Source organism: Microvirga vignae, assembly GCF_001017175.1.
In the GTDB taxonomy this organism is placed as follows: Bacteria; Pseudomonadota; Alphaproteobacteria; order Rhizobiales; family Beijerinckiaceae; genus Microvirga; species Microvirga vignae.
The window spans coordinates 137346-163623 of sequence record NZ_LCYG01000016.1 but is presented as its reverse complement, the minus strand read 5'-3'; the positions used below and the strand labels follow the sequence as shown (position 1 = coordinate 163623).

24 protein-coding genes are annotated in these 26278 nt (G+C 61.5%); 13 read left to right on the top strand and 11 right to left on the bottom strand.

From position 1 onward, the window contains the following. Positions 1 to 75 precede the first annotated feature (75 nt). A complete protein-coding gene (locus AA309_RS05645) occupies positions 76 to 999 on the top strand; it encodes a GntR family transcriptional regulator (protein WP_200901948.1) in 924 nt (307 codons plus the stop codon). Between the two features lie 233 nt (positions 1000 to 1232). Then, positions 1233 to 2594, top strand: a complete 1362-nt coding sequence (locus tag AA309_RS05640; RefSeq protein ID WP_047188003.1) for an NAD(P)/FAD-dependent oxidoreductase — start codon at positions 1233 to 1235, stop codon at positions 2592 to 2594. A 140-nt stretch (positions 2595 to 2734) separates the two neighbouring features. Here AA309_RS05640 and AA309_RS05635 read toward each other — a convergent pair whose 3' ends face one another. From AA309_RS05635 to AA309_RS05625, 3 genes are all read right to left on the bottom strand, one after another. After that, the gene (locus AA309_RS05635) at positions 2735 to 2980 is read right to left on the bottom strand and encodes a hypothetical protein (RefSeq protein ID WP_047188002.1); all 246 of its coding nucleotides are present in this window, start codon (positions 2978 to 2980) and stop codon (positions 2735 to 2737) included. Positions 2981 to 3072: 92 nt separating this feature from the next. After that, positions 3073 to 3306 (bottom strand): ion channel, encoded by a 234-nt coding sequence (locus AA309_RS05630; RefSeq protein WP_047188001.1) that lies wholly within the window; start codon positions 3304 to 3306, stop codon positions 3073 to 3075. Between the two features lie 11 nt (positions 3307 to 3317). Then, entirely contained in the window at positions 3318 to 4331 is a 1014-nt protein-coding gene (locus AA309_RS05625; protein ID WP_047188000.1) for a magnesium and cobalt transport protein CorA, read from the bottom strand. Positions 4332 to 4449: 118 nt separating this feature from the next. On the opposite strand from AA309_RS05625, the gene AA309_RS34070 reads away from it, so the two are divergent. Beyond that, entirely contained in the window at positions 4450 to 4944 is a 495-nt protein-coding gene (locus AA309_RS34070) for a hypothetical protein (RefSeq protein WP_150117400.1), read from the top strand. 260 nt (positions 4945 to 5204) lie between these two features. Here the strand turns inward: AA309_RS34070 and groL are convergent, their stop codons facing one another. Together groL and groES are read right to left on the bottom strand one after the other, a co-directional pair. Further along, positions 5205 to 6848 carry a chaperonin GroEL gene (gene groL, locus AA309_RS05615; protein ID WP_047187998.1) on the bottom strand — a complete coding sequence of 548 codons (1644 nt, stop codon included), beginning with the start codon at positions 6846 to 6848 and terminating at the stop codon, positions 5205 to 5207. 40 nt (positions 6849 to 6888) lie between these two features. Then, complete coding sequence (gene groES / locus AA309_RS05610) at positions 6889 to 7203, bottom strand: co-chaperone GroES (protein WP_047187997.1); 315 nt, start codon at positions 7201 to 7203, stop codon at positions 6889 to 6891. Positions 7204 to 7418: 215 nt separating this feature from the next. Here groES and AA309_RS05605 point away from each other — a divergent pair, with 215 nt between their 5' ends. The 7 genes from AA309_RS05605 (at position 7419) to AA309_RS31710 (ending at position 16061) form a co-directional block, all read left to right on the top strand. Beyond that, a complete protein-coding gene (locus AA309_RS05605; RefSeq protein ID WP_047187996.1) occupies positions 7419 to 7706 on the top strand; it encodes a hypothetical protein in 288 nt (95 codons plus the stop codon). Between the two features lie 262 nt (positions 7707 to 7968). Continuing rightward, positions 7969 to 8466 (top strand): cupin domain-containing protein, encoded by a 498-nt coding sequence (locus tag AA309_RS05600; protein ID WP_047187995.1) that lies wholly within the window; start codon positions 7969 to 7971, stop codon positions 8464 to 8466. A gap of 125 nt (positions 8467 to 8591) precedes the next feature. Next, positions 8592 to 10085, top strand: coding sequence for a carboxypeptidase M32 (locus tag AA309_RS05595; RefSeq protein ID WP_047187994.1), 1494 nt, complete (start codon positions 8592 to 8594; stop codon positions 10083 to 10085). Positions 10086 to 10102: 17 nt separating this feature from the next. Further along, complete coding sequence (locus AA309_RS05590) at positions 10103 to 10894, top strand: phosphodiester glycosidase family protein (protein WP_052954494.1); 792 nt, start codon at positions 10103 to 10105, stop codon at positions 10892 to 10894. A gap of 9 nt (positions 10895 to 10903) precedes the next feature. Then, complete coding sequence (locus AA309_RS05585; protein WP_244470266.1) at positions 10904 to 12061, top strand: synaptic vesicle VAT-1 family membrane protein; 1158 nt, start codon at positions 10904 to 10906, stop codon at positions 12059 to 12061. Between the two features lie 450 nt (positions 12062 to 12511). Continuing rightward, a complete protein-coding gene (recD2, locus tag AA309_RS05580) occupies positions 12512 to 14710 on the top strand; it encodes an SF1B family DNA helicase RecD2 (RefSeq protein WP_047187993.1) in 2199 nt (732 codons plus the stop codon). Between the two features lie 586 nt (positions 14711 to 15296). Next, positions 15297 to 16061: a hypothetical protein gene (locus AA309_RS31710; RefSeq protein ID WP_052954493.1), complete on the top strand. Its 765-nt coding sequence runs from the start codon at positions 15297 to 15299 to the stop codon at positions 16059 to 16061. Between the two features lie 102 nt (positions 16062 to 16163). On the opposite strand, the gene AA309_RS05570 is transcribed toward AA309_RS31710, so the two are convergent. The 4 genes from AA309_RS05570 to AA309_RS05550 form a co-directional block, all read right to left on the bottom strand. Then, a complete protein-coding gene (locus AA309_RS05570; protein ID WP_047187992.1) occupies positions 16164 to 17651 on the bottom strand; it encodes a protein adenylyltransferase SelO in 1488 nt (495 codons plus the stop codon). Between the two features lie 151 nt (positions 17652 to 17802). Next, positions 17803 to 18063 (bottom strand): hypothetical protein, encoded by a 261-nt coding sequence (locus AA309_RS05565; protein WP_047187991.1) that lies wholly within the window; start codon positions 18061 to 18063, stop codon positions 17803 to 17805. A 558-nt stretch (positions 18064 to 18621) separates the two neighbouring features. Then, positions 18622 to 18984: a hypothetical protein gene (locus AA309_RS05555; protein ID WP_150117399.1), complete on the bottom strand. Its 363-nt coding sequence runs from the start codon at positions 18982 to 18984 to the stop codon at positions 18622 to 18624. 457 nt (positions 18985 to 19441) lie between these two features. Beyond that, complete coding sequence (locus AA309_RS05550; RefSeq protein ID WP_047187988.1) at positions 19442 to 19651, bottom strand: cold-shock protein; 210 nt, start codon at positions 19649 to 19651, stop codon at positions 19442 to 19444. Positions 19652 to 19962: 311 nt separating this feature from the next. Here AA309_RS05550 and AA309_RS05545 point away from each other — a divergent pair, with 311 nt between their 5' ends. From AA309_RS05545 to htpG, 3 genes are all read left to right on the top strand, one after another. Then, on the top strand, positions 19963 to 20301 hold the full coding sequence (locus AA309_RS05545; RefSeq protein WP_052954492.1) for a DUF3572 domain-containing protein: 339 nt from the start codon (positions 19963 to 19965) through the stop codon (positions 20299 to 20301). Between the two features lie 134 nt (positions 20302 to 20435). After that, complete coding sequence (locus AA309_RS05540; RefSeq protein ID WP_052954491.1) at positions 20436 to 21437, top strand: 3'-5' exonuclease; 1002 nt, start codon at positions 20436 to 20438, stop codon at positions 21435 to 21437. A gap of 117 nt (positions 21438 to 21554) precedes the next feature. Beyond that, entirely contained in the window at positions 21555 to 23447 is a 1893-nt protein-coding gene (gene htpG / locus AA309_RS05535; protein ID WP_047187987.1) for a molecular chaperone HtpG, read from the top strand. Between the two features lie 74 nt (positions 23448 to 23521). On the opposite strand, the gene AA309_RS05530 is transcribed toward htpG, so the two are convergent. Further along, positions 23522 to 24574 (bottom strand): LLM class flavin-dependent oxidoreductase, encoded by a 1053-nt coding sequence (locus tag AA309_RS05530; protein ID WP_047187986.1) that lies wholly within the window; start codon positions 24572 to 24574, stop codon positions 23522 to 23524. A gap of 108 nt (positions 24575 to 24682) precedes the next feature. Beyond that, the gene (gene repC / locus AA309_RS05525; RefSeq protein ID WP_084730885.1) at positions 24683 to 25963 is read right to left on the bottom strand and encodes a plasmid replication protein RepC; all 1281 of its coding nucleotides are present in this window, start codon (positions 25961 to 25963) and stop codon (positions 24683 to 24685) included. Positions 25964 to 26278: the final 315 nt, after the last annotated feature.

Below are 26278 nucleotides of genomic sequence, written 5' to 3'. Positions count from 1 at the left end.
GAACTGCGATGCTATACCTGACAGGAATCGCATGAAAGAAGAGCGCCGTTTCCAAGGGCGAGGTCAGGTTTTTCGATGAGTGTCTCAGTCAGTGAACGCGCACCCGGCAACAAACGGGAAATGACCGAGGGGCTCGCCGCACAGATCCTGGAGCATATTCGCGGGTCAGGGCTGGCTATCGGAACGCACATCACGGCGCAGGAACTCGCCGAACGCTTCAGCGTCTCCCGTTTTCCTATCGGTCAGGCCCTGCAGTTGCTCGCCACGAAAGGCGTTCTCACCCATGAGCGCAACCGCGGCTACTTCGTGTCGGAAGCCAAAGACACCTCACCGGAAACACTCGGTCTCGTCGCAAGGGACGATACCTCCGACATCTATTTCAGGATCGCCGAGGATCATCTCCACGGTCGCCTGCCGGATCCCGCCTCCGAGGCTTATCTGAAGGAAACCTATGGAACCACGAAGGCGCAACTGAACACGGTCCTGGGTCGGATCGCCCAAGAAGGCTGGGCCGAGCGCCGCCCCGGCTATGGCTGGTCCTTCTCGCCCATGCTCACCACGCCTGAGAGCCTGGAGCAAACCTACCGCGTCCGTCTGGCTCTTGAACCTGCCGCCCTGCTGGAGCCCGGTTACCACCTTGATCCCGAGACGGCGGCGCGGTGCCGCGAGGCGGAGTTGCGACTTCTGTATGGCGCCATCGAAACGGACAGTGCGGATGCGTTGCATGAACGCGGCGTGCGGTTCCACGAAGCGATTATCGGGGCGTCCGGCAATCCGTTTTTCCTGGAGGCAGTCCGGCGCATCAACCGCGTCCGCCGTTTGCTGTCATACCGCTCGATGATCGACCGCAAGCGCTATCGCCAGCAATGCGAAGAGCACCTCCAGATCCTCGATCTGCTGGAGCGCGGGAAAAACGAGGAAGCCTCGCAGGCGCTGCGCCGCCACCTGGAGCACACCATCGAGAACCTTCAGGAGATCAGGCCTATCCTGGAGCGCTGAAGAGTACGGCTTGGACAGGAGAGAGGTCAGCCGTTGAAGGCAAAAAGCGATCGCACCACCCATTCATCTCGATCGGACAGCCTTAAAGCTTTCAGTCTCCAGGGAAATCGTGCATTTGTAATCATATCTGCAAAAGCGCTCCGCTTGGGGAACATCCCCGATCGGCATTGATTGGCACCAGGCGAAATCCTCATGCGGGGTACCGCCCCTCATGCAACGACAGCGAGAGCACCATGGCCGCAGACATGACGAGAGTCGTGATCATCGGGGCTGGTTTCGGTGGGTTGACGGTCGCACAATCCCTGGCGGGCTCGCCGGTCAACGTGACCGTCGTCGACCGTCATAACTTCCATTACTTCCAGCCCCTGCTCTACCAGGTCGCCACCGCTGCCCTGTCGCCTGCGGACATTGCTTGGCCGATCCGGGGCATTCTCAGGCGGCAGACGAACACCACTGTCCTGATGGCAGACATGACGGGCGTCGATGTCGACGCACGGCTCGTCCATGCCGGATCCGTGACCATTCCTTACGACTATCTTGTCCTCGCCACTGGCGCGACGCACTCCTATTTCGGCCATCCGGAATGGGCTTCTGTTGCGCCAGGCCTGAAGCAGATCGAGGATGCGACCGCCATCCGCCGCAGGATCCTGATGGCGTTCGAGAAGGCGGAATTGATCGAGGACGCGGCGGATCAGCAGCGTCTTCTCACCTTCGTGGTGGTGGGTGGCGGCCCTACAGGCGTCGAGATGGCCGGGGCCATTGCGGAAGTGGCGCATCATGCCCTGCCGGCCGAGTTCCGCCGGATTGATCCGCACGCCGCTCGGGTGATCCTCATTGAGGCCGGGCCCAGGCTCCTGCCCGCCTTTCCTGCCGACCTGTCAGACTATGCGCGGCAGGCGCTGGAACGGATGGGCGTAGAGGTCAGGACTTCGGCCCGGGTCGTCGAATGTGACGAGCGGGGAGTCGACCTGGAGGACACACGGATCACGGCCGGCACGATCGTATGGGCTGCGGGTGTCGTCGCGTCCCCGGCGGCCGAGTGGATCGGAGCCGAACGGGACCGGGCTGGGCGGGTCAAGGTCGGCCCCGATCTGACAGTGCCGGGCCGGCCGGAGATCTTCGCGATCGGGGACACTGCGGCGGTGGTGGATGCTGACGGCAAGGTGGTGCCCGGCATTGCGCCTGCCGCCAAGCAGATGGGGCGCTATGTGGCCGAGGTGATTGCGGCGCGATCTTCGCACAGGACGCCGCCCGGTGCGTTCCGCTATCGGCACCAGGGCGACCTCGCCACGATCGGGCGCAAGGCGGCGGTGGTGCGGCTCGATCATGTTCACCTCAAAGGCTTTCCCGGCTGGCTGTTTTGGGGCTTCGCGCATATTTATTTCCTGATCGGACTGCGCAACCGGGCCGTGGTCGCGTTCAGCTGGTTCTGGAACTACCTGACCTACCAGCGCGGGGCGCGCCTCATCGTCGACAGCCCCGAGGCACAGGAAGCCGCACAGGCGGAAAAGGTGCGGCCCCAGGCCTCTTCCGTCGAAGTGAGCCGCGAGCCCCGGCGTGGCCAGACGGCTCCGTCAGGCGCAGACTGGCACTAGAGCATTGAACGAGAAAAGTGGATCTGCACTTTTGGGTCCGATGCTCCATCGCTCTCATGAGCGCATCGTTTGGGGCGGAACCGGAGGTCCGCACGATGCGCTGGCCGACCCCCGCCCGGTCCGAGGGTAGCCTGCTCTCTTCATTCATGATCTGTGCGGTAATCCCTGCGATGGAGCGCATCGAAGCCTCGATCAGTCAGTTCGATCGTCCCGGCGTCGGGTGTGGTCACGTATCCAATGTGTTTCAACTCGGAAACAGCCACGGCGACAGCCGGATCCGTTCCGAAATGCGCGTCCAGGGTTGCCATGGTCATGCGGGCTCCGGGCTTCCGGTGCGTCTCACGAAGGAAGTCGAGAATCTCGCATGCGGTCTCGCTGAGCTCCATCCCTCACCTCCCTCGACCTATGCGTCATCCAATCAATTGGTGTCGGGTCTCTCCAAAACGAGGGGCAACGCCATGACGACCCGAGTCGACCGTCACCCGGACAAGAAATGGATGTTCACGGCAAGCACGTTGCGTCGCTGGAGCGCTGCATGGACCTGCATCAGGCAGGTCAGCGTGAGCGACATCACCGATATGCCGATGAGCGAGTTGAACAGGAAGAGCAGTCGTGTCGGTTTCGTATGCGGGGTGAAGTCGCCCGCGCCGACGATCGCCATGGTGCCGCCGCCACCATCCGTCGCGGTACCGGCCCCCGCTCGGCTCGGCATCGGCTTGAGGTCTAGAGCCAGTGCTTCTGGCGGAAGCGCCAATACAGCCCGCCACAAGCTGTCGCGATGACCATCAGCACAAGAGCATAGCCGTACTTCCATTGCAGCTCGGGCATGAACTCGAAGTTCATGCCGTAGATCCCGGCGACGGCTGTGGGGACGGCCAGGATGGCGGCCCACGCCGCCAGCTTGCGGGTGATCTCGGTCTGCTGCGCCTGTCCTATCATCAGACTGGTCTCGAACGCGAACGCCAGCACCTCGCGCAAGGACTCGATCTCCTCCTGCACTCGACGGATGTGGTCGGAGACATCGCGGAAGAGCGGATACATCGAAGAATCGATCCCGGGCAGACCAGGCTGTTCGAGCCGCCGGCAGACCTCCACCAGCGGGACGGCGGCATTGCGCAGACGCAGCAGATCCCGGCGGAGCTGGTAGAGTCGCTGGACGTGAAGCGGGGTCGAAGTCTCGGCCAGAATGCTGTCTTCGATCTGCTCCACCTCTGCCTGGATGGTCTCGACGACGGGCATGTAGTTGTCGACGATGAAGTCGAGAAGCGCATAGAGGATGAAGTCCTCCCCGCCCGAGAGATCTGCCGGCGATGCCTCGCAGCGCTCGCGGACCGGAGTGTAGGAGGTCGAGGCCCCGTGCCGGACGGAAACGACGTAGCCGCGCCCGACAAACAGATGGGTCTCGCCGAAGGCGATGCGCCCGTCCAGCATCTGGGCCGTGCGCGCGACGATGAAGAGAGCCTCGCCATATTGTTCGAGCTTGGGCCGCTGGTGCGCCTTGAGCGCGTCCTCGATGGCCAGATCGTGCAGGGCGAACTCCTTTTGAACCTGCCGCAGGAGGTCCAAGCCGGGCTCGTGCAGGCCGATCCAGACGACGTGTCCGGGCTTGCGCGACCACTCGCCCGCTTCCTCAATCGGAATCTCCGCGACGCGTCGGCCGCCCACATAAGCCGCTGAGGCGACGATGCCGGGAGTGGCCTTGGACTGAACCGAAACGAGCCTGAGAGAGTTTGCCATCGTCAGTCAACGCCCAGAGTCCCATAGGGTGCCACCGTGGAGAAGCCCGCGCCCGCACGGATACGTTAGGCCGCGGGGTCGCGAATACCCCGCGCGGAATACAAGAGGGAGTCAATTTATGGCCGCGACAGGAAGCAGCGGGGCGCAGCCGCCGGTTCACCAGATCGTGCCCTTTTTTCAGATATTTGCGGCCGTGCCGACCCTCGAAAGAATGATCCAGGGCTTGAGTGTGATAGCCGTTCAATTTCGGTTGACGGGCAACTCCGGGAGCGCGGCCAATGGTGCTCAGGAGAGCCTCGGCCGCCTGACGGTTTCGCCGGGTCATCAGACCACGCCTGGGGTGACTTCAGTGAAGGCCAAAAAGCATCATCAGCAAACGCGAGAGCGGCAACCTACTCGGCGGCCACATGAGCGTCTCGCGTTTCGAGGTCTTTCTAATGAACTTCTCGCCACCGAAGCGAGCCTGAAGCTCCTCGGGAATGCGCAGGCAGAACAAGAAGATGCCATTCTCCCGGCCGAGGTACCGAGCCTCCACCTTGAAAACCCTAAAACAAAAAGGCCCGACGCATGGATTACCCGTGTCTCACCACGAGCGCCATCACAACGGACCTGACTAGCTGATTTGAAACACTCATTCCTGAAAGGAATGGTGCCCAGGAGAGGATTGTACCTTCAACTCCGGTATATCAACAAAATCAACGGCTTAGCGCGCCCCTGAATTGCTCGTGTGTATCACCGCTGTGTACTCCTGTCGAGCCATAGTAGAACACAAATGCGGCCCCCTGTCCGGGAGTTGGTCTCCAGCGACCTGCTAAACTTGTAAGAAAAAGGCCCTGGATTTCTCCAGGGCCTCGCACCGCACGGTGCCTGAACTTAAAAGTCCATGCCGCCCATGCCACCACCGCCGGGCATGGCCGGAGCCGCGGCTTCCTTCTTCGGCAGCTCGGCGACCATGGCCTCGGTGGTGACGAGCAGGCCGGCCACGGAGGCTGCATCCTGCAGAGCCGTGCGCACCACCTTCGCCGGATCGACGATACCAGCCTGAACCAGATCGACGAACTCCTCGGCTTGGGCGTCAAAGCCGAAGGTCTCGGATTGCGTGTTGTCGGTAATCCTGCCGACCACGATCGAGCCTTCCACACCGGCGTTCTCGGCGATTTGGCGGATCGGCGCCTCGAGGGCACGCAGCACGATATTAATCCCGGCCTGGATATCCGGATTGTCGCTCTTCAGCTTCGTGACCGCAGCCTTGGCGCGCAGCAGCGCCGTGCCGCCACCGGGGACGATGCCCTCCTCGACCGCCGCCTTGGTGGCGTGCAAGGCATCGTCCACACGGTCCTTCTTCTCCTTCACCTCGATCTCGGTGCTACCGCCGGCGTGAATCACCGCGACGCCGCCTGCGAGCTTGGCGAGACGCTCCTGCAGCTTCTCGCGGTCGTAGTCCGAGGTGGTCTCTTCGATCTGTGCCTTGATCTGCTGGATCCGGGCCTCAATGTCCCGCCGGTCGCCAGCCCCACTGACAATGGTGGTGTTTTCCTTCTCCACCCGCACGGTCTTGGCGCGGCCGAGCATGTCGAGGGTGACGTTCTCGAGCTTGATGCCGAGATCCTCGGAGATGACCTGGCCCTTGGTAAGAACGGCAATGTCCTCGAGCATGGCCTTGCGGCGGTCGCCGAAGCCCGGCGCCTTGACGGCGGCGATCTTCAGCCCGCCCCGCAGCTTGTTGACGACGAGAGTGGCGAGCGCCTCGCCCTCGATATCTTCCGCAATGATCAAGAGCGGCTTGCCGGTCTGCACCACCGCTTCGAGGATCGGCAGCATGGCCTGCAGCGAGGACAGCTTCTTCTCATGGATGAGGATGTAGGGATCCTCGAGCTCGGCCACCATCTTCTCGGCATTGGTGATGAAATAGGGCGAGAGATAGCCGCGGTCGAACTGCATGCCCTCGACCACATCGAGTTCCGTCGCCGCCGTTTTCGCTTCCTCGACGGTGATCACGCCCTCGTTGCCGACCTTCTGCATGGCCTCGGCCAGCATACGACCGACCTCGGCATCACCATTGGCCGAGATCGTGCCGATCTGAGCGATCTCCTCGGACGAGGCCACCTTCTTGGCGCGGGCCTGAATGTCCTTGACGGCTTCAGTGACAGCAAGATCGATGCCGCGCTTGAGGTCCATCGGGTTCATGCCGGCGGCCACTGCCTTGGCGCCTTCCTTCACGATGGCCTGAGCCAGAACCGTCGCGGTCGTCGTGCCGTCGCCGGCCTCGGTGCTGGTCTTGCTCGCCACTTCGCGCACCATCTGCGCACCCATGTTCTCGAACTTGTCGGCGAGCTCGATCTCCTTGGCGACGGTGACGCCGTCCTTGGTGACACGCGGGGCCCCAAAGCTCTTTTCCAGCACCACGTTGCGGCCCTTCGGGCCGAGCGTCACCTTCACCGCATCGGCGAGGATGTCGACGCCGCGCAGCATCTTCTCGCGGGCATTGGCAGCAAACTTGACTTCTTTGGCAGCCATGGTTGTTCCTCCTGTTCTGATGGTTCTTGATTGGTGCCGCTCAAGCGGCCTTCTGGGACGCACCAACTCCCTCGATCACGCCCATGATGTCGGATTCCTTCATGATCAGGAGATCCTGACCGTCGATCCGCACCTCGGTGCCGGACCACTTGCCGAACAGCACGCGGTCGCCGGCCTTCACATCGAGAGCCACGACCTTGCCGGTCTCATCGCGGGCGCCGGGGCCGACGGCGACGACTTCGCCCTCCTGCGGCTTCTCCTTGGCGGTGTCCGGAATGATGATGCCGCCGGCCGTCTTCTCTTCGGCCTCGATGCGGCGGACGACGACGCGGTCGTGCAGCGGACGGAATGTCATTTTGTTTCCTCCTGGTATCAACGATAGCAGGCACTCATCTCGGCCGAGTAGCAGCGTTAGCACTCGCCACCCGAGAGTGCTAACGACAGATAATCATGCAGCCGGTAGGGCTGCAACCCCGTCCTTAAAGATAGGCGGGCTCGAGGAGAACTGGATCCTCGGGAGCGACGTTGAACCTTCATAGGCTGCTTTGCCGTTCAGAGACGAGGTTCAGCGTGTTGAGTTTCGATGCCGTTGAAGAGGTCTGTGAGAGTAGACAAACGACCCTTGTGATCCACCCAGCGATCCGCAGGGCCATCAAAGGATATGAGGAAAGCTTTTACGTCGGATTGCGCTGCTTTTTGGCAGGGGAAACCGATGGCCTCTACTTCCTCCCGCTCCGTAGTGGTGGGTACGTGCGCCTCATTTTCTCAAAGCGGGTTTCGTCCGGAGGGCACAATCTTCTCAGGATCGATCCGCTGACCAAAGAGGGACTGGCGCGGATCAAAGCGTCATTGGACTGACGAACCCAGCGCTCTGATATTACACTTCTTGCCTCGTGTGCATGGCACTGAGCTTCAACAGGAGCGCGACCGCCTGCAATTAAATGCGGAGCCTATTCCATCTCGCCATCAGGAAGACTCGGATTGGTCCCGCTTCGTCTGAAGGGGTGCGGCACTGACGAGCAGAATCACGCGGCGCGGGAGGCTTGAGCTGACCTCCTCCACCCGCGGCCTTACTTGTGGTTCAGCATAAGAACAGAGGTCAACCGTCTCGGAGATCACCATGACAGACCACAGCCACGACAACGTCCATGATCATCATGAGCACTGGAAGCACCACGGCGTCCAGGTGATCAAGGGTGACCGTCTCGATCCGAATACGGCACAAACCCCGGGCATGTTTCGCCAAGCCGCGATCAATCATGCCCGGGTGGGCGCACAGAAGATCTGGGCGGGCACGGTTTCGATCCAGCCGAATGCCAAGACCGGGGTGCACCACCACGGCGAACTAGAGAGCGTCATTTATGTCGTGCGAGGCAAGGCCCGCATGCGCTGGGGCGAGCGGCTGGAGTTCGTCGCAGAGGCTGGGCCTGGGGACTTCATCTATGTGCCGCCCTTCGTGCCCCATCAGGAGATCAACGCCAGTCCCGACGAGCCCCTCGAATGCGTCCTGGTGCGCAGCGACAACGAAGCCGTCGTGGTGAACATCACCGATGTGGATCCGGTCGAACAGCCGGAGGAGGTTTACTGGGTCGACCCGATCCACAAGCAGCCGGAGTAGGTGCACGACAGCGCCATAGGGAAAGGCGGCAGAAGCGGCCGAATGCTTTCATCCGAGCCGGTTGCGTGTTCGCTTTGCCCGCCCCGCAGCCCGAAATTAGCCTCAAGGACGGAACTCGCACCGACATGCATGCCTACCCCACGCTGGAAGAACGCTTCGCCCGCATCAGCTCGATCGAGGACGCGATCGGCATTCTGCAATGGGATGCCGAAACCATGATGCCGGAGGGCGCCGCCGACAGCCGCTCCGACCAGCTTGCGACGCTCAAGGGCCTTGCCCATGAGATGCTCACCGCACACGACACGGGCGACCTCCTGGACCAGGCGGATCAGGACAGCGGCCATCTCGACGACTGGCAGCGCGCCAACCTGCGTGAGATGCGCCGGATCTACCTCCATGCCGCCGCGGTTCCGGCCGACCTCGTCGAGGCCAGCTCGAGAGCCGTATCCCGGGCGGAGCTGGTGTGGCGCGAAGCCCGGCAGAACGGCGACTTCGCCCTGCTCCTGCCGCACCTCTCCCAGGTCCTTACGCTTCAGCGGCAGATCGGCCAGGCCAAGGGCGAGGCGTTGGGGCTGTCCTCTTATGACGCTCTCCTCGACAGCTACGATCCTGGCCTCCGCCAAGCTGCCATCGATCCTCTCTTCGCCGAACTCGGCGCCGAACTGCCGGCCCTGATCCAGGAGGCGCAGGAGCACCAGAAGGGCCGTCCTGCCATCCTGCCGCTCGACGGCCCCTTCCCTGTCGACGATCAACGACGCATCGGCGAGCACTTGATGAAGGCGGTCGGGTTCGATTTCAACCGGGGGCGACTCGATGTGAGCTTGCATCCGTTCTGCGGTGGATCCACGCGTGATGTCCGGATCACCACCCGCTACAGCGAGGCCAACTTCATGAGCGCACTCATGGGAGTGCTTCATGAAACCGGTCACGCGCTCTATGAGCAGGGCCGCCCGGAGGCGTGGCGCCGTCAGCCCGTCGGGCTGGCACGCGGCATGAGCCTGCATGAGAGTCAATCTCTGCTCATTGAGATGCAGGCCTGCCGGAGCCAGGAGTTCGTCACCTATCTCGCTCCCCTCGTACGGGAGACGTTCCAGGGAGAGGGCTCAGCCTGGAGCCCAGAGAATCTCCATCAGATCCTGACCACGGTGGAGCCGGGCTTCATCCGGGTGGATGCGGACGAGATCACCTATCCGGCTCACATCCTGGTCCGCTACAAGCTGGAGAAGGCGCTGATTGCCGGCGACCTCCAGATCCAGGATCTGCCGTCCGCCTTCAACGACAAAGTCAAAAGACTTCTTGGTCTTACGGTGCCCGACGACAGCCTGGGCTGCCTGCAGGACATCCATTGGCCGGGTGGCGCGTGGGGGTACTTCCCAACCTACACGCTTGGCGCCATGACGGCGGCCCAACTCTTCAGGGCCGCCAGCCAGGCTGACGCAGACATCCTTCCGGGCTTGGCAAAGGGTGATTTCGCGCCGCTTCGGACATGGCTGCGCGCCAACGTTCATTCAAAGGGGAGCCTGCTGACCACCGATCAGCTTTTGATTGCTGCAACCGGCCAACCTCTCACCGCGGAAGCCTTCCGCGCTCACCTGCGGGAACGGTATCTCGGACACTGAAAGGACCTACGCTGCCAATGAAACCTATCGGCCTCACTCTGGACAGCTTGCTCTCCTGGACAGCCATCATACTGTTCGCGATTCTCGTTTCCGTTGGCCTGCTGACCGGACGAGCAGCGGCTCAGCCCGATCGTAATCCGTGTCGGCCAGTCCAGTTTGCTGACAGCACCTTCGTGGTCTGCACGGCGGATCTACGACAATACGAGGTGAGGCTGTTCTGGCGCGGGCCAAGCGGGGATGTGCTGGGCTCGTTCGATCGCTTGAAAGAGACACCGGAGGGTGCACGCGTTGCTTTTGCGATGAACGCCGGCATGTACCATGAGGATCGCTCGCCTGTGGGACTTTATGTCGAAAACGGAAAGCAACTGAAGGCGGCCAACACCAAGAACGGACCCGGAAACTTCCACCTCAAGCCGAATGGCATTTTTTATGTCAAAGGTCGTCAGGCAGGCGTGCTTGAGACAGGAGCCTATCTGAAGCGGAAAATCAGGCCCGATTTCGCGACACAATCGGGCCCGATGCTCGTCATCCACGGGCAAATCCACCCTCGGTTTTCCGACCAAAGCACCTCGCGAAAGATCCGTAACGGCGTCGGGGTGAAAGACCAGCACACAGTCGTGTTTGTGATTTCAGAAGATCCGGTCACGTTCAGCACATTCGCTCATTTGTTCCGAGACGAGCTCGACTGTGCCGATGCATTGTTTCTGGATGGAAGTGTCTCCAGCCTCTATGCCCCTTCCTTGGAGCGGATCGACTCGCTCATGCCGATGGGACCCATTGTCGGAGCCTTGCGCCGACGCCCATCATAAGGGGCTTCAGTGGCAGCACAGGAGCTTCAGGTCGAAGCTGCAGGCGGAAAGGTGATGCCGTCAGAGTCCATGTACAAAGTGGTCATCCACAAAGCTGGTGCGTACGAGCGGTTGAAGCTCGAAACTCATCGAGTGCCGAAGCCTGGTGATCGACAGGTTCTGATCCGCACCCAGGCGGTGGGGGTAAACTATGCGGACGTCTGTGTTCGCTGGGGCGTGTACGCGTCCGCGCGCCGGTTTGTGGGCTGGCCGATTACGCCCGGCTTCGAGTACTCAGGCTGGGTGGAAGAAGTTGGCCGTGAGGTCAAACATGTGAAGCCCGGCGATCCGGTGTTTGGAGTCACCCTCTTCAACGGCTACTCCACTCACGTGTGCGCCCCGGCAGATCTGGTGTGGCCTAAGCCTCAGGCTCTGGACTTCGAAGGAGCCGCTGGTTTCTTGGCCGTCCACCTGACCGCGTATCATGGCTTGCTGCAGAACGTGGTGATCCGGCCCGGCATGAGGGTGCTCGTGCATTCGGCCGGCGGCGGAGTGGGCTCGGCGCTCATCCAACTGTGCAAGTTGCACAATCTGCACGTGACTGGTGTGGTGGGAAGAAGTCACAAGGTCGAGTATGTGCGCCAGCTTGGCGCAGACGCCGTGGTCGACAAATCCACTCAGTCGCTCTGGGACGAGGCCAAGCGCCTGTGTCCTGACGGCTACGATCTGGTCTTTGATGCAAACGGCCCTGAAACCCTGGCGCAGAGCTACGCGCATCTGAGGCCGACGGGCAAGCTGTTGATCTATGGCTTTCACACTTTGTTGCCCAAACAGAGTGGGCGCATCAACTACCTCAAGGCAGCCCTCGGAATGCTGAGGATGCCGCGCTTCAATCCGTTGTCGATGACGAGCGGGAACAAAGGTGTGGTGGCATTCAATCTGTCATTTCTCTTTGCCCGCACTGACCTGCTGCACGCCGCTGTAAGCGACCTCACCACCTGGGTAGAAGCAGGGATCATGCAGGCACCGAAAGTCCGATCCTTTGCGTTGGCGGATGTGGCTGAAGCTCATCGAGCCTTGGAGTCGGGCGAAACCACGGGCAAGTTGGTCTTGCGAACAGCGCCACCCTTCTTCAGTGCGTCAGTGTACGAGGCAACTGTTCGGCGAGCCTCTGCTCCCGATCGATGAGCGCCAGAGTTGCCTGGATGCGCTGTGGAAGAGGCTGCCTGATCACGTCCGCGTAAATCGAGCGGAGATCTTGCCCGATCCGGCGCAGGAGTTCGGTATCGGAGACTGCCAAAAGTCGCTCGCCCCCATCCGCTCCATCGCTCATCTCCACCTCCCAATCCGCAGCCACCCCCCTGAGTATCGCTTCGCCAACTAATCGTTAACCATATTTCTTTCTGCCTGTGGAAACCGGGCAGAACTCTGTAAAAGCTCGGATTTGGCGCTTGCTTCGCTAGCACCACATTCAAACCCGCGAACTGCCCTTGAGAGAGCCCGTGTCAACCCGAATCGCCGCAAAAAAGCCTTGAAACAAACCAAGAACGTTTGGTGCTAATCTAGAGAGAGCATCCTCGTCAGCGGTGCCATCCAGCGATACAGTCGGAGAGGCCGGGAACGATTCCGGCAGGCACCATGAACCAGATGATTCGACCCTCACAAGTTGATCAGAGGCCAGTCCTCGAGACGCTCGCGGGCTCAGTCGAGCGCGTCACCTTCCACAACCCCGAAAGCGGATTTGCAGTCCTTAAAGTGCATGCGAGGGGCAAGCGCGATCTCGTGACGGTCGTGGGCCATACGCCCGCTGTTGCCGCAGGCGAATGGATCACCGCGAGTGGGCTCTGGATCAGCGACCGTACGCACGGGCTGCAGTTTAAGGCCGAGGTTCTGAAGACCACGCCGCCGACCGGGGTAGAGGGGATCGAGAAGTATCTTGCCTCCGGACAGATGCGCGGCATCGGGCCGGCCATGGCGAAGCGCATCGTGGCGGCCTTCGGCGTGGACACCTTTGAGATCATTGAGGCCGCCCCCGAGCGCCTGACCGAGGTGCCGGGGATCGGTCCCATGCGCGCCTCCCGCATCGTGGCGGGCTGGGCTGAGCAGAAGGCGGTACGGGAGATCATGATCTTCCTTCACGCGCACGGGGTCGGCACGGCGCGAGCAGTACGCATCTTCAAGACCTACGGCTATGAGGCCATCCAGGTCATGACGGAGGATCCGTATCGGCTGGCCAAGGACGTGCGCGGCATTGGCTTCCGGACGGCAGATGCCATCGCGGCGAAGCTCGGGATGGAGAAGACCGCGCCGCAGCGCATCCGAGCCGGCATCTCGTTCGCACTTCAGACAGCCACGGACGAGGGCCACTGCGCTCTGCCGGTCGAGGCGCTCACCCACTTGGCCGAGCAACTGCTTGAGGTGGAACAGGAGCTCATCCGCACGGCCGTGGTCGAGGAGCTGTCCAGGGGCGAGATCGTCTCGGATACGGTCGGTGACGAGACATGCCTTTTCCTCAAAGGCCTCTATCTGTCCGAGCAAGCCATTGCCTCTCGACTGATCGAACGGGCTTCCGGTCCGCCGCCCTGGCCTGAGATCGACCTCGACAAGGCCATTCCGTGGGTGGAGAGCCGCACGGGCAAGACCCTGGCGACCTCGCAACGCGAGGCTCTGAAATTGGTGCTCGGCTCGAAAGTGGCGGTGGTGACCGGAGGTCCGGGCGTCGGCAAGACGACCCTGCTCGACACGATCCTGCGGCTGCTCGTTGCCAAGGGAGTCAAGGTGGCGCTGGCCGCTCCTACCGGACGAGCAGCCAAGCGCATGACGGAGCAGACCGGACTGGAGGCCAAGACCATCCACCGCCTGCTGGAGATCGACCCCAAGCATGGTGGCTTCTCACGCAACGAGGAAAACCCGCTCGACTGCGATCTGCTGGTGGTGGACGAGACCTCCATGGTGGACGTGCCGCTGATGAACGCCCTCAGCAAGGCGGTGCCCCCTCATGCCGGTCTGCTGCTCGTCGGCGACGTGGACCAGTTGCCCTCAGTCGGCTCCGGGCAGGTGCTGGCCGACATCATCGCCTCCGAACGTATTGCTGTCGCTCGGCTGACCGAGGTGTTCCGGCAGGCCGCAGAGAGCCGGATCGTGGTGAACGCCCACCGTATCAACAAGGGTCAGATGCCCGAACCGCCAAAGGCTGGTGAGGAGAGCGACTTCTACTTCGTCGAAATCGCCGATCCCGAGGAAGGTGTGCCGAAGATCATCCAGATGATCCAGGAGCGCATGCCGCGCCGGTTCGGGCTCGATCCGATGAAGGACATCCAGGTGCTCTGCCCGATGAACCGGGGTGTGCTGGGAGCCCGCAATCTCAACATCCAGCTCCAAGAAGTGCTCAACCCCAATCCTCCCGCCAAGGTGGAGCGATTCGGCTGGCGCTTCTCGCCAGGAGATCGCGTGATGGAGACCCAGAATGACTACAACCGGGAAGTCTTCAACGGCGATCTCGGAACCGTGGCGCGGATCGACGATGAGGAAGGAGCGCTGATCGCCTCGTTTGACGGACGGGAGGTGTCGTACCCATTCGGCGAACTCGACACGCTAGTGCCCGCCTACGCCACAACGATCCACAAGTCACAAGGCTCGGAGTATCCCGCCGTGATCATCCCGGTCGTGACGCAGCACTTCACGATGCTGGCCCGCAACCTGCTCTACACCGGGGTCACTCGAGGCAAGCGTCTGGTCGTGCTGGTGGGGCAGAAGAAAGCCGTCGCCATGGCCGTCAGAGGCGGACAGATGAAGCGGCGCTGGACAAAGCTACGGGAGTGGCTGGCCGCCGCTTGACTGGAGATCCAACCTCCAGCCGTTAGGTCAGTATCGGCAGCAGCAGGAGGTCAATCGGGCGTCAAAGAGCGCGTTTCTGGTTCCATCTGGGACTGACACGCTTTTGGGGCTGAGATTATTTCACGAGCGGATATGACCACAGATGGCGAAGCCAGGACCCCTATGCTGTGAGCGCATGCGGAGCTTAGAGAGCCGGCGCCATACAAACTCCCCAAGGTAGTTAAGCCGGACCATGCCGCTGCTCGCCTACACCCACTTAGGAGAGCCTCTTATAGCTCCCTTGATGACCGATCCCGAATGGGAGTGCCTGAGGTCAGCGAGACATCGCGATGCCTGGATGCCGCATGGGAAAGGACGGGCCATCCCTAAGGTCTCGCGCCTTGGAACACGGTTCTTTGCTCATCCTCCTGGACAGGCTTCTGGCGGGGCAAAGGAAAGCAACCTTCATCTCTACCTCAAAGCACAAAGCCTGGTTGGAGCCCGAGCCGCAGGCTGGGACGCTCTCCCTGAGCAGTCCGGGACGACGCCCGATGGTCAGGACTGGCGGGCTGACGTCCTATGTCGCCGGCATGGAAAACCCTGGACGGTGGCTGTTGAGGCTCAGGTTCAGCTGCAGGGGGAGGAAGCCTACCGTCAGAGGCAGGAGCGCTATGCAGCCTCAGGCATTCGCGCCCTCTGGCTTGTCGCGCACGAGCCCGCCGCCCTGCATCGCTACTGGCTCAAGCCTGATCCTTATCTGCCGGCTTTCAAAACCACGATTGAGAAAGATCCGAAAGGTTGGCCAGAGGCGCAGGTGCATATTGATGGCTTGTCGCTGAGCATACCTGAATTTGTCACTGGTGCGCTCAGCGGTCAGCTGCACTGGTATGGCAATGGCCGACACGGGATCGTCACGCTCATGCTTCGTGAAGATCAGTGTTGGCATCGCACGTGCCGCAAGAGGGTTCTCCTCGCCTACAGGGCCGAAACACCCCAGAGGAAGCCGATCGACATTGAGACGATCCAAGCAATGCAGGGCTATGGCGATGCTTATGCCAAGGCTCAAGCGGCTCTTCCTGACCTCGCCGATAGCCCATGGCCGCTCAGGAAAGTTCTCGCGTCACGCTGTGCCCACTGCCGACGGGAGATCCGGTACCACAGCCATGACTGGGATGGGCAGGATGTCATTTATGTGCCGATCGGCATCGATATTGGTGAGCAGGGCCACCGTCTTGGTTTGACCCCGCATGCTCAATGGCATTGGGGGCCTGAAACCCGATGGCCCCATTGGGCTCCCCTCGGTGGCATCGGATTGATCTCTCATTGTTATCGCGAGGTGCGTCCGAGACGCCTCGGCCCCAAGACAAGCTGATGTGTCTCGAAGCCCTGGACTGAGCACCAGGCGCAGAGGCATCCCAGTCCAGATCGCCTGACCTGTCAAAGGCCGCCCCGAACCCTGTCACGCTTTTTCGCCTCAGGTCCCGCAAAACGTCCGATAGACGCGCTCGTGCGGCTCCGGCGGTTCGGCGTAGTGCGCAAACGACGGCTGATCCTCGTACGGTTTCGAGAGGACCATTAAGAGCTCCTCAAATGGAGCGAAATCGTCCCGCTCCACCGCAGCTTGGATCACCGCCTCCACGCGATGATTGCGAGGGATATAGGCTGGATTGACGGCTCGCATAGCAGCTTGGCGGCTGGCTTCGTCTTGCGGCTCCTGGCTCAACCGCTCGCGCCAGCGGGCCGCCCAGGCATCGTAAGCCAGCGGGTTGATGAAGAGGTTTCGGACGGCCTCGTCTGCTTCGTGTCCGGCGGGTCCGGCAACCGCATTGCTCAGCCGCCGGAAGGTCAGGGTGAAGTCGGCCTGGTTCTCGGCCATGGCCTTTAGCAGATCGCCGGCGAGGGTCAGGTCCTCCTCGCGTTCGGTCATCAGCCCGAGCTTGCGCCGGAGCCCTGCATAATAGGCTGCCTCGAATGTTCCTGAGAAGGCCTCGAGCGCTTCGTTCGCTTCCGCGACAGCCTTCTCTTGGTCCTCGGACAAGAGCGGCAGAAGCGCCTCGGCCAACCGCGTCAGGTTCCAGAGGCCGATGCGCGGCTGGTTGCCATAGGCATAGCGGCCGTGCTGGTCGATGGAGCTGAAGACCGTTGCAGGATCATAGGCGTCCATGAACGCGCACGGGCCATAGTCGATCGTCTCTCCGGCAATGGACATGTTGTCGGTGTTCATGACCCCGTGGATGAAGCCGATGTGCAGCCAGCGGGCAATGAGGTCTGCTTGGGCGGCGATCACCTGGTCCAGGAGCGCGCGATACGGTCTGTCGCTCCCGGCGACCTGTGGGTAGTGCCGGCCGATGACGTAGTCCGCTAGGAGGCGCAATCCCTCCACATCCTGCCGGACGGCGAAGAACTGGAAGGTGCCGACCCGGACATGACTCGAGGCCACCCGGGTGAGAACCGCCCCGGGCAGCATCGTCTCGCGAACCACCCTCTCGCCGGTCAACACGGCGGCAAGCGCACGCGTCGTCGGCAGGCCGAGCGCCGCCATCGCCTCGCTGACAAGATACTCGCGCAGGACAGGGCCTACCGCCGCCCGCCCGTCGCCGCGGCGCGAGAACGGCGTCGGACCGGATCCCTTGAGCTGAATGTCGCGGCGGATACCATCTTGGTCGACCACTTCGCCGAGGAGGATGGCGCGGCCGTCGCCGAGCTGCGGCACGAACTGCCCGAACTGGTGTCCGGCATAGGCCATGGCAATGGGCTCCGCCGCATCCGGAACGCGGTTGCCGGACAGAAGCGCAGCTCCTTCGTGACCGGCGAGGCGATCCGGGTCGAGGCGGAGCTGGAGGGCGAGGTCCCGGTTCAGCCGGATGAGCCTCGGAGCCGTCGCGGATGTGGGCTCTACGCGCGCGAAGAACCGATCAGGCAATCGTGCGTAGGTGTTGTCGAAGGGGAAATGAATGGTCATGGGGCCTGATTCACCGTCAAGACCAGCTGAAATCGTATCAGGCGCTCGTGAAAACAAGAGTCAGGAAGCGAATCGGGCTGACTCAGGTCTAAAACGTCTCCATCCTCGATTTCGGATACCGCCGCGACCGAACCTGTCCAAGAAACAACGATTACCGCTCGCGGTCGACGATGCGGTACTCAACGTCGACAATCTCCCCTGCTCGAGGCACTGGCGCCATCCTGCGGCGAAGGCGCCACCGCAGGATGGCGCCTGTAATGATGGCGGCAGGGATGATGATCAGTGCAAGTCCTGCGGCCAGGACAATCAGCAAGAGCCCCAGCGAGACGGCAGCCATCAGCGCCAGAGCAGCAGCCCAGCGAGGCATCCGGATCGCTTTGATTCCGGGATAGGGCGAGTAGCGCGGGTCCATTTCCCTCTTCGCAAAGCTCTACTTCAACCATCGTCTATATGCTGACGCCCGAGATGGGATACAAGGTTGAAGTGAGCCGGTCACTTGCGTCCTCATCGCACATCGCTCGGCTGCACTGGCAAGTCTGTGCTGGAGGCGAAAGCCTGCATCACGCAGCAGTCGGAGCTTTCGCGCGATAGGTTGAGAGTTGCTGTTTCTGTCGGTCACGACAGCCGCTGCAGCTGCAAACAGGTCATCGGCAGCCATCTCGATACCGGGATCTCGCTTGCCCCTGCCAGCCACATCAACAAGGAGAGCTTGCAGGTCTTGCAGGTCAACCTCGCTGCTGCCCTGCTCAATCCGGGACACGACGGACTGGATTGCCTCTCGTCTTTCCACGATCCTGTCAGCGAGTGCCAGTTCTATCATCAGTCATCATGTCCTGGAAAAGCTGACGAGCGAAAGCTCATGCCGTCAGCATGCCGACACTGCTCCTGTATGATTAACGAATGTTTAGCGGAGCCTAGAGGGATCAAATGCACTCGTTGAGTGGGCTCGATGAGGCCACGCCGCTTGCGCTCACGCCGCAGCGTTCTCGGATTCCCGCGATCCGTGTGCTTTCACCTCGGTCGCTCCAGCTTCGGATTGCTCATGGAGCATTGTCGCGAGCCTCTGAAGGAGCCGAATGGACTCCTGTGGATGTGCCTCGTGCTGCGCCGTCTTGATGATGTTGTGAAGGGTGGTGGAGATATCCTCCAGTCTTGCAATTCGCTTGGCCGCGAGAACATGAAAGAAGGTCGTGAACACGACCATGATGGCCTGATCATGCTCCTCAAGCTGCTTACAGCCTGTCTTGAGAGCCTTGATGTCTTTCTCCTGAGCTGAAACAACCTCGACCAAGGTGAGCATTTGCTCAACCAGAGCATCCAAGGAAGCATTCATATCGGCAGGAGATCCGAAGGCTTCATGTTGCGCCTTAGATGAAAGGCCCGTGGTGCCCACGTCATCTTCTGTCGCTTTCGACGGAGGTGGGATTAGTGCCACATAAGCGACCGGAATGGCATTGTGATGCGCGATCTTTGAAGATAGCTCCTCTTGGTCTTTTCGGATGTCCAGTGGAGCTTGCATATCTGAATCCGGAGCAGGTCTTGGTACCATCCGCCGTGCGAGGGCCCATGTCTTCTGGATGAATCCAACCTTGATCAAATTCCCGCTCTTAGCGTTGAGCCTTAGACCTACACAGCAACAGTATCGAAGATCAGCAACACCGCGATTGAATACGGTACAGTGCTCGAGGACGCACGTGTGCCACTCTGATCGCTATTGCTTTGAGTTGAGAGCCGCCCCGGAATGGAGCGGCTCACGATCAAGGGCAAGAGCAAACCTCCGCCCGTCCCAGTTACGCTGTCCTGAGATCAACCGCAGACTCTTTACCAGTGCGGCGGTCAGCCTGGACCTCATAGGAGATCTTCTGGCCCTCAGTGAGACCGCGCAGACCGGAGCGCTCGACCGCGCTGATGTGTACGAAAACGTCTTTTCCTCCGGTATCTGGCTGAATAAAGCCATAGCCCTTCTGCTCATTGAACCATTTTACAGTACCTGTCGCCACGTCACGCTTCCTCTATCTTAACTTCTCAGTGATGGCACAAAACCAATCACCCTCAGACTCGATCTTGATCAGAAGAAGGGCGCGCGCCCGGCAGCAGCAAGGGAGATGGCGTCTTCGTCCGGCCAGTTTCGATCTCACAAGCGTAGATTCGGGCTTCTGTGCTGGCAAGCACTCTGGTGCTGGGCTACCCGAGCCAAACGTGCATCCCTGTAACTAAGAATTTTCTGCTATTTTGTGCAAGGCGGTGTCGGTGGTTTAGCCTGACTTAGTAAGCTTTTGCATCATCGATCAAAGGCCGAACGGAGTTCTGTATGCCTCAAAGCACACCAGTCAACGCAGAGGCGATCGTTGCCGAGGTTCTCAGTTACTTGGCTGCGCACGAGCCTATGCTGACCAGGTTCTTCAATCTGACCGGGCTCACGCCTGAAACCATTCGGGAGGCTTCTACCGATCCAGGCTTCTACGCGTCCGTGCTGGATCATCTCTTGGCCGATGAGATCCTGCTGGCCCAGTTCACTCAGCCATGCGGCCTTCGCCCTGAGGACGTGCGGCTCGCGCGCCATCGTCTCGATGAGTCTGACGAGACAAAGCGTCAGGCCGAGAAAGCTGCGGAGCGGTCAGCCCTGACACGTAAACCCAGCTTCCGGTAGCGGCTGCTTGCACCCAGGTTCTAGCCCCTGGACGCATCCCTTGCGCGTTAACGATCTGGCGACCTGCATCTCGCTAGTCTGCTCTGCCAGGTTCACGCGTGAGCCTGTTACATTGACGGGCATAAGGTGCAGGAATGCGGGGCCAGGCAGATCTTTTCTTGGACTATGACGCACCGCTCCGTCCGATCGAGACCAGGCCCGTCGCTGAGATTGTCATCAAGGCCAAGCATCGCAGTGAGGTATTCAAGGCTCCGGATTATGAGACCGCCGCCCGGATGCTGGAGGCCACCGGTGACTACCGTGTTCTCCGCCGCTTGACGCCACGCCCCATCGTCGTGCCCTGCACGTCTCGCCGCGACGAGAAGATCGCCGTCATTGTTGACACCGAAACCACGGGCCTGAATCACACGAGAGACGAGGTCATCGAGCTCGGGATGGTCGCTTTCACCTATAATGAGGAAGGCCGGATCGGTGACGTCATCGGCACGTTCAATGCCCTGCGCGAGCCAAGTGTGCCGATCAGCCCGGAGATCACCCGCCTGACCGGTATCGCGCCCGATATGGTTGCGGGCCAAGTGCTCGATCTTGCGGCGGTCGAGCGGTTCATTGAGCCGGCAGACCTGGTCATCGCGCATAATGCCCGCTTCGACCGGCCCTTCTGTGAGTGCCTGTCCAAGAGCTTCCAGGTCAAGGCCTGGGCCTGCTCCCATTCCGAGATCGCCTGGAGCGGGTTCGGCTTTGAAGGATCCAAGCTCGGGTACCTTCTGACCCAGTGCGGCTGGTTCCACCAGGGCCACCGGGCCGTCGAGGATTGCCATGCCCTGCTTGAGGTGCTGGCAGCGCCCCTGCCCTCCGAGGCCGGGCTCCCCTTCGGGCATCTGCTGGCCTCGGCGCGGAAGGTGCTCCTGCGCATCTGGGCCGAGGGCAGCCCGTTCGACATGAAGGATATGCTCAAGGCGCGAGGGTATCGCTGGGATGACGGCACCGACGGCCGGCCGAAGGCGTGGTGGGTGGAGGTCGACGAGGAGGCCGGCGAGGCCGAACTCGCCTTTCTCCAGCGTGAGGTTTACCGGCGCGAGGTTGAGCCCTTCACCCAGCGGATCACCGCCTTCGAGAGGTTCCGGTCAGCACGCTAGCCGGTGGCAATCATCTTTCAGAGCTGCTGACCTCATCGGGGTTGATCCGAGCCTTGAAATCTTAACCGTGGGCCGCCATCTCATCGCCCGCCCAATCAACACCATTCATTGCACGCCATGACGACTGCTGACGCCCCTCCCGCCCCTGAGAGCCACACCTTCGAGGCCGATGTCGCCAAGCTGCTGCACCTGATGGTGCACTCGGTCTATTCCGACAAGGACGTCTTCCTGCGCGAGCTGATCTCCAATGCGGCCGATGCCTGCGAGAAGCTGCGCTACGAGGCGATCTCCCACCCCGCCCTGCTGGGCGATGATCCCAAGGCCCGGATCACATTGCTGATCGATGCCGACAACCGCCGCCTGACGGTCGAGGACAACGGCATCGGCATGAGCCGGGACGAGATGGTCGAGGCGCTCGGCACCATTGCGCGCTCGGGCACCAGGGCCTTCATGGACCGGATTCAGGCCGCCCAAGGTGGCGAAGGGGCCCAGCTCATCGGCCAGTTCGGCGTCGGCTTCTACTCCGCCTTCATGGTGGCCGACCGGGTCGATGTCGTCTCACGCCGCGCCGGCAGCGACGAAGCCACGATCTGGTCGTCCGATGGCAAGGGCTCGTATACGGTTGCGCCGATAGCGTTGGTTGAGGCGCCGGCCCGCGGCACCCGGGTGGTCCTCCACCTGATGGAGGACGCAAAGTCCTACACGGAGCGTTACCGGCTCGAGCGCATCGTCAAGTCGCAGTCGGGCCACGTCCCCGTGCCGATTTCCCTTATCGAGAAGCCCGGGGCGGAGCCGCAGGAGGTCGCCGACGGGGCGGCGCTTTGGGTGAAGCCGCGTTCCGAGATCACGCCGGAGGAATACACGGACTTCTACCGCGGCGTGGCGGGCCAGTTCGACGAACCGGCGCTGACGGTGCATTTCCGGGCCGAGGGCCGCCACGAATACACGGCATTGGCCTTCGTGCCGGGCTCCACGCCCTTCGACCTGTTCGATCCTGATCGCCACGGGCGGATGAAGCTGTATGTGAAGCGGGTCTTCATCACCGATGAGGCCGAGATCCTGCCGCGCTACCTGCGTTTCGTGCGCGGGCTCGTCGACTCGGCCGACCTGCCGCTCAACGTCTCGCGCGAGATGATCCAGGAGAGCCCGCTTCTGGCCGCGATCAAGAAGGGCGTGACCAACCGGGTGCTGAGCGAACTCGATAAGCTCGCGCAGAACGATGCGGAGGCCTACACCAAGGTCTGGGAAACCTTCGGTCCGGTGCTGAAGGAAGGCCTCTACGAGGACTTCGAACGGCGCCAGATCCTGCTGGGCTTGGCCCGGTTTAGAACCACCGCCTCCGCCGGCGGGTGGCGCTCGCTCAATGAGTACGTCAGTGCGCTGAAGGAGAACCAGACCGCGATCTACTATGTCACGGGAACTGAGCTCGCCCGGCTCGAGGCCTCGCCCCAGCTCGAAGGTTTCCGGGCCCGTGGCATCGAGGTGCTGCTGCTGCCCGATCCGGTCGACAGCTTCTGGGTCACGGCCGCCATCGATTACGAGGGCAAGCCATTCAAGTCGGTCACACAAGGCGCTGCGGATCTGGCACTGATCCCGCTGACTGAAGCCAAGCAGGAGATAGACACAAATGCTACGGAAGCGGTGGCGCGCTTCATCCAGTCTGTGAAGGAGACCCTCGGTGAGAGTGTCGCCGATGTCCGCGCCTCTGAGCGACTGACGGAAAGCGCCGTCTGCCTCGTAGCATCTGAGACCGGGATGGACCGCCAGCTGGAGCGACTCCTGGCCCGAGCTGGGCAGCTGGGATCGGCGGCAAAGCCTGTTCTCGAGATCAATCCTCGCCACGACCTCATCCTCGCTTTGGCGAACCTCCGAGATGCCGAGCAGCCCCTCCGCGAAGACGCAGCCCATCTCCTGCTGGACGAGGCTCGAATCTTGGACGGTGAACTCCCGGCCGATGCGAAGGCGTTTTCACAGCGGCTCGCCCGGGTGATGCGACGGTGCATGCCTTAAGAGGCGACTGCGAACGATCATTCGCGGGAGTGCGGTCAACAATGACTGCCTCCTGCTACGACTCGGACAACCGCTCACGCGGTCCTCCGTTTCAAATCGAGCGCCTTTCGCACTTCCGGCGCGACCTTCGTCCCCAGGATTTCGATGGCCCGCATCAGTTTGGCATGGTCCAGTACACCGATGGCCATCTGGATCAAGAAACGGTCGAAGCGGAAGATTTCGTGCGCGGCCAGGATCTTGTCCGTTACCTCTGCGGGGCTCCCGACAAAGAGCGCGCCGCGTGGACCACGGGCCGCGTCGAAGTGCGAACGGCTCGTCGGTGGCCAGCCTCGCTCTCGTCCGATCCGGTTCATCACCTCCGCTTGCGGGGCATAGAAGATATCGGCTGCTTCCTGAGTAGTGTCGGCAACGAAGCCATGCACGTTGATGGACGTCTTCAGGGTTGCTGGATCATGCCCTGCCCGCTGAGCCGCCTGCCGGTAGAGGTCGAATAAGGGAGCAAAGCGCGCCGGCTCGCCTCCGATGATCGCCAGAGCCAGTGGCAGGTTGAGCACCCCCGCCCGCGCGACAGATTGGGGCGTGCCGCCGACCGCAATCCAGATCGGCAGCTTCTCCTGATAAGGCCGTGGGTAGACGCCACGATCCGTAATGGCAGGAGTATGCTGGCCGCCCGGCCAGCTGACGCGCTCGCTCTCGTTGAGCTGCATCAGGAGTTGCAGCTTTTCCGTAAAGAGCGTGTTGTAATCGTCGAGTTCATAGCCGAAGAGGGGAAAGGACTCGATGAAAGAGCCGCGTCCGGCCATGATCTCAGCGCGTCCGTAGCTGAGATTGTCGAGGGTGGCGAACTGCTGGAACACGCGAATTGGATCGTCAGAGCTCAGCACCGTCACCGCGCTCGTCAGGCGAATGCGGTTCGTCTGAGTCGCAGCGGCTGCCAGTGCCACAGCGGGTGCTGAAACTGCATAGTCGGGCCGATGGTGCTCACCGAGGCCGAACACATCAAGCCCGACCTGGTCGGCGAGGACGATCTCCTCAACGAGGTTCCGGAGGCGCTCGGCTGGGCTGACCGAGCATCCTGTCACGGGATCGGCGCCCACGTCGCCGAATGTGAAGAGTCCGATCTCCATAAGAATGGTCCTTCAAGAATGGTCCTTCCGTAGGGCCTTTACCCAATCACAACTCCACTGTCATAGGCACCAGCTGCCCTTTAAATGGCAATGCCGCTAGTGCTCGCCCTATAACCCGTGGGCTAGACATCGGTTACTGTCGGCTGTCACCCGCTTCCCTGGGAGGGTGTCTGCATGCGCCGATGGCTTCCGAAGTGGGCCATAACACACCTCACTGCCCGGTCTAGCGACTTTGGACCTTCGAGCAAGCTTGTGCCTCCGCAAGGCAAGCAGCTCGGTCTGAAGGTCGATTTCGCCGCTCTTAATGAGGCGAATAATGGACCGGAAGTACCCACCAGGGTTTCGGATGCTGTGTTTGCCGCTTGAGGCATCGTTGTCATAGAGTTGCAAGACGTAGATCACGGCTGTCGCAGCACGAATGGCCCCGATGTCCTCGACAGCCTCATTCCAGGCGCTTGGGTGGGCCCCCAAGGAGGCTCGAAGGAAGCGCCCTGCCGAAACAACATCGACAGCATCTCGGATCGGGTGAGCACAATCGGAGATCACGGGACACGCTTCCACGATCAAGGCCGGTAGTGACAGCTGAGTGGATAAAGCGTCTTGAGCAGCGGGCTCAGCGTCATCCCGGCGGCCATTGTGACAAGTCTCACTCAAGGATTCATTCTCTGCCTCAATGTGTCGGCAATTGGTGCCGTCACAGCTTGCCTGATAGAAGGCTTCTTCCACGAGATGTCTTATCTCAACCCAGGCTTCGACGAGCCCGGCCGGGAGGGTGGCCCTGGAGCGTTTTGGGGTGCGGGCTTTCAGGGTACTGAGGCGGTTCTCAAGCTCAGTGCGATCAACAGCGGGGTGGTGCTGAGCCAGTGCACTCAAAGCCTCTTCGGTGGCACGACGGCAGACCGTGATCTCATCAAAGGAGCGCTTCAGGAGTTCCTTGAGCTGCCGTTGCGCGGCGGTGGTGGCAGCCCATTCGCTTCGACGCGCATAAAGTGGCGTCAGATCGAAGCCGAATGCGTCAATGACAGTCCCCTTCTCATCCCGGACGGCATAGCGCTTGCCGTTTGGGGAGTCCCTCGGGATGAGCACCTGAAGCTCGATCAGGGCCCGGATGGCATTGCGGATCGATCGTTCTGATAATCCGGTGGCCGCCATCATCCGCTGGTTGGACGGCCAGACGAGAAGTCGGTCCATTTGGTGTTCGCCCCAGCAGACGACGAGCTGGCCCAAGACAAGTCGTTGCGGTGCGCTCAGACGGAGTGCCCTTTCAGCATCACGAGCAGCAGCGGATAGCTCTTTTCGTGTGACGGTGCGCCCAGGTTCGAGCACAAATTTCCTCGCGGCCAGAGCGGCATGTCTCAGCCGCCGGCCTCCAGACGATGCAAGCTGCATCGCGTCCCTCCATGTTGAGGGCAAAGCGGGAGCGTTCACCGAAACCGATGTTCTTGACACATAGCTTGTCGGGATGGCATAAGGATTGTCGCCAAACTAATCCGGTCGCCGTCCCTCGGTGACTCCAAAGGCCCTCGAAGTTTCCAGCTTCGTGGGCCTTTTGCTTTGCCTAGCCTTAGTTCACGGTTGTCTTCTCCTGTCGAAGAGTATTGCGAGGTCGGGGATCGTCACAGCCCGATGAGACCGAATGCGCTCTCTTGTGCCGGCTTCGATCTCGTGACCGGCTTCTTCAAGCACCAACACGACGATCTCCCG

Bases quoted from the DNA above. Each gene is read 5' to 3' on its own strand.
- AA309_RS05625 (WP_047188000.1), bottom strand. From the start codon at position 4,331: ATGGCAAACTCTCTCAGGCTCGTTTCGGTTCAGTCCAAGGCCACTCCC.
- AA309_RS05545 (WP_052954492.1), top strand. From the start codon at position 19,963: ATGCCTCAAAGCACACCAGTCAACGCAGAGGCGATCGTTGCCGAGGTT.
- repC (WP_084730885.1), bottom strand. From the start codon at position 25,963: ATGCAGCTTGCATCGTCTGGAGGCCGGCGGCTGAGACATGCCGCTCTG.
- AA309_RS05540 (WP_052954491.1), top strand. From the start codon at position 20,436: ATGCGGGGCCAGGCAGATCTTTTCTTGGACTATGACGCACCGCTCCGT.
- AA309_RS05640 (WP_047188003.1), top strand. From the start codon at position 1,233: ATGGCCGCAGACATGACGAGAGTCGTGATCATCGGGGCTGGTTTCGGT.
- AA309_RS05600 (WP_047187995.1), top strand. From the start codon at position 7,969: ATGACAGACCACAGCCACGACAACGTCCATGATCATCATGAGCACTGG.
- AA309_RS05530 (WP_047187986.1), bottom strand. From the start codon at position 24,574: ATGGAGATCGGACTCTTCACATTCGGCGACGTGGGCGCCGATCCCGTG.
- AA309_RS34070 (WP_150117400.1), top strand. From the start codon at position 4,450: ATGGCCGCGACAGGAAGCAGCGGGGCGCAGCCGCCGGTTCACCAGATC.
- AA309_RS05595 (WP_047187994.1), top strand. From the start codon at position 8,592: ATGCATGCCTACCCCACGCTGGAAGAACGCTTCGCCCGCATCAGCTCG.
- AA309_RS05635 (WP_047188002.1), bottom strand. From the start codon at position 2,980: ATGGAGCTCAGCGAGACCGCATGCGAGATTCTCGACTTCCTTCGTGAG.
- AA309_RS05555 (WP_150117399.1), bottom strand. From the start codon at position 18,984: ATGAATGCTTCCTTGGATGCTCTGGTTGAGCAAATGCTCACCTTGGTC.
- groL (WP_047187998.1), bottom strand. From the start codon at position 6,848: ATGGCTGCCAAAGAAGTCAAGTTTGCTGCCAATGCCCGCGAGAAGATG.
- AA309_RS05565 (WP_047187991.1), bottom strand. From the start codon at position 18,063: ATGGACCCGCGCTACTCGCCCTATCCCGGAATCAAAGCGATCCGGATG.
- htpG (WP_047187987.1), top strand. From the start codon at position 21,555: ATGACGACTGCTGACGCCCCTCCCGCCCCTGAGAGCCACACCTTCGAG.
- AA309_RS05630 (WP_047188001.1), bottom strand. From the start codon at position 3,306: ATGCCGAGCCGAGCGGGGGCCGGTACCGCGACGGATGGTGGCGGCGGC.
- AA309_RS05570 (WP_047187992.1), bottom strand. From the start codon at position 17,651: ATGACCATTCATTTCCCCTTCGACAACACCTACGCACGATTGCCTGAT.
- groES (WP_047187997.1), bottom strand. From the start codon at position 7,203: ATGACATTCCGTCCGCTGCACGACCGCGTCGTCGTCCGCCGCATCGAG.
- AA309_RS05645 (WP_200901948.1), top strand. From the start codon at position 76: ATGAGTGTCTCAGTCAGTGAACGCGCACCCGGCAACAAACGGGAAATG.
- AA309_RS05590 (WP_052954494.1), top strand. From the start codon at position 10,103: ATGAAACCTATCGGCCTCACTCTGGACAGCTTGCTCTCCTGGACAGCC.
- recD2 (WP_047187993.1), top strand. From the start codon at position 12,512: ATGAACCAGATGATTCGACCCTCACAAGTTGATCAGAGGCCAGTCCTC.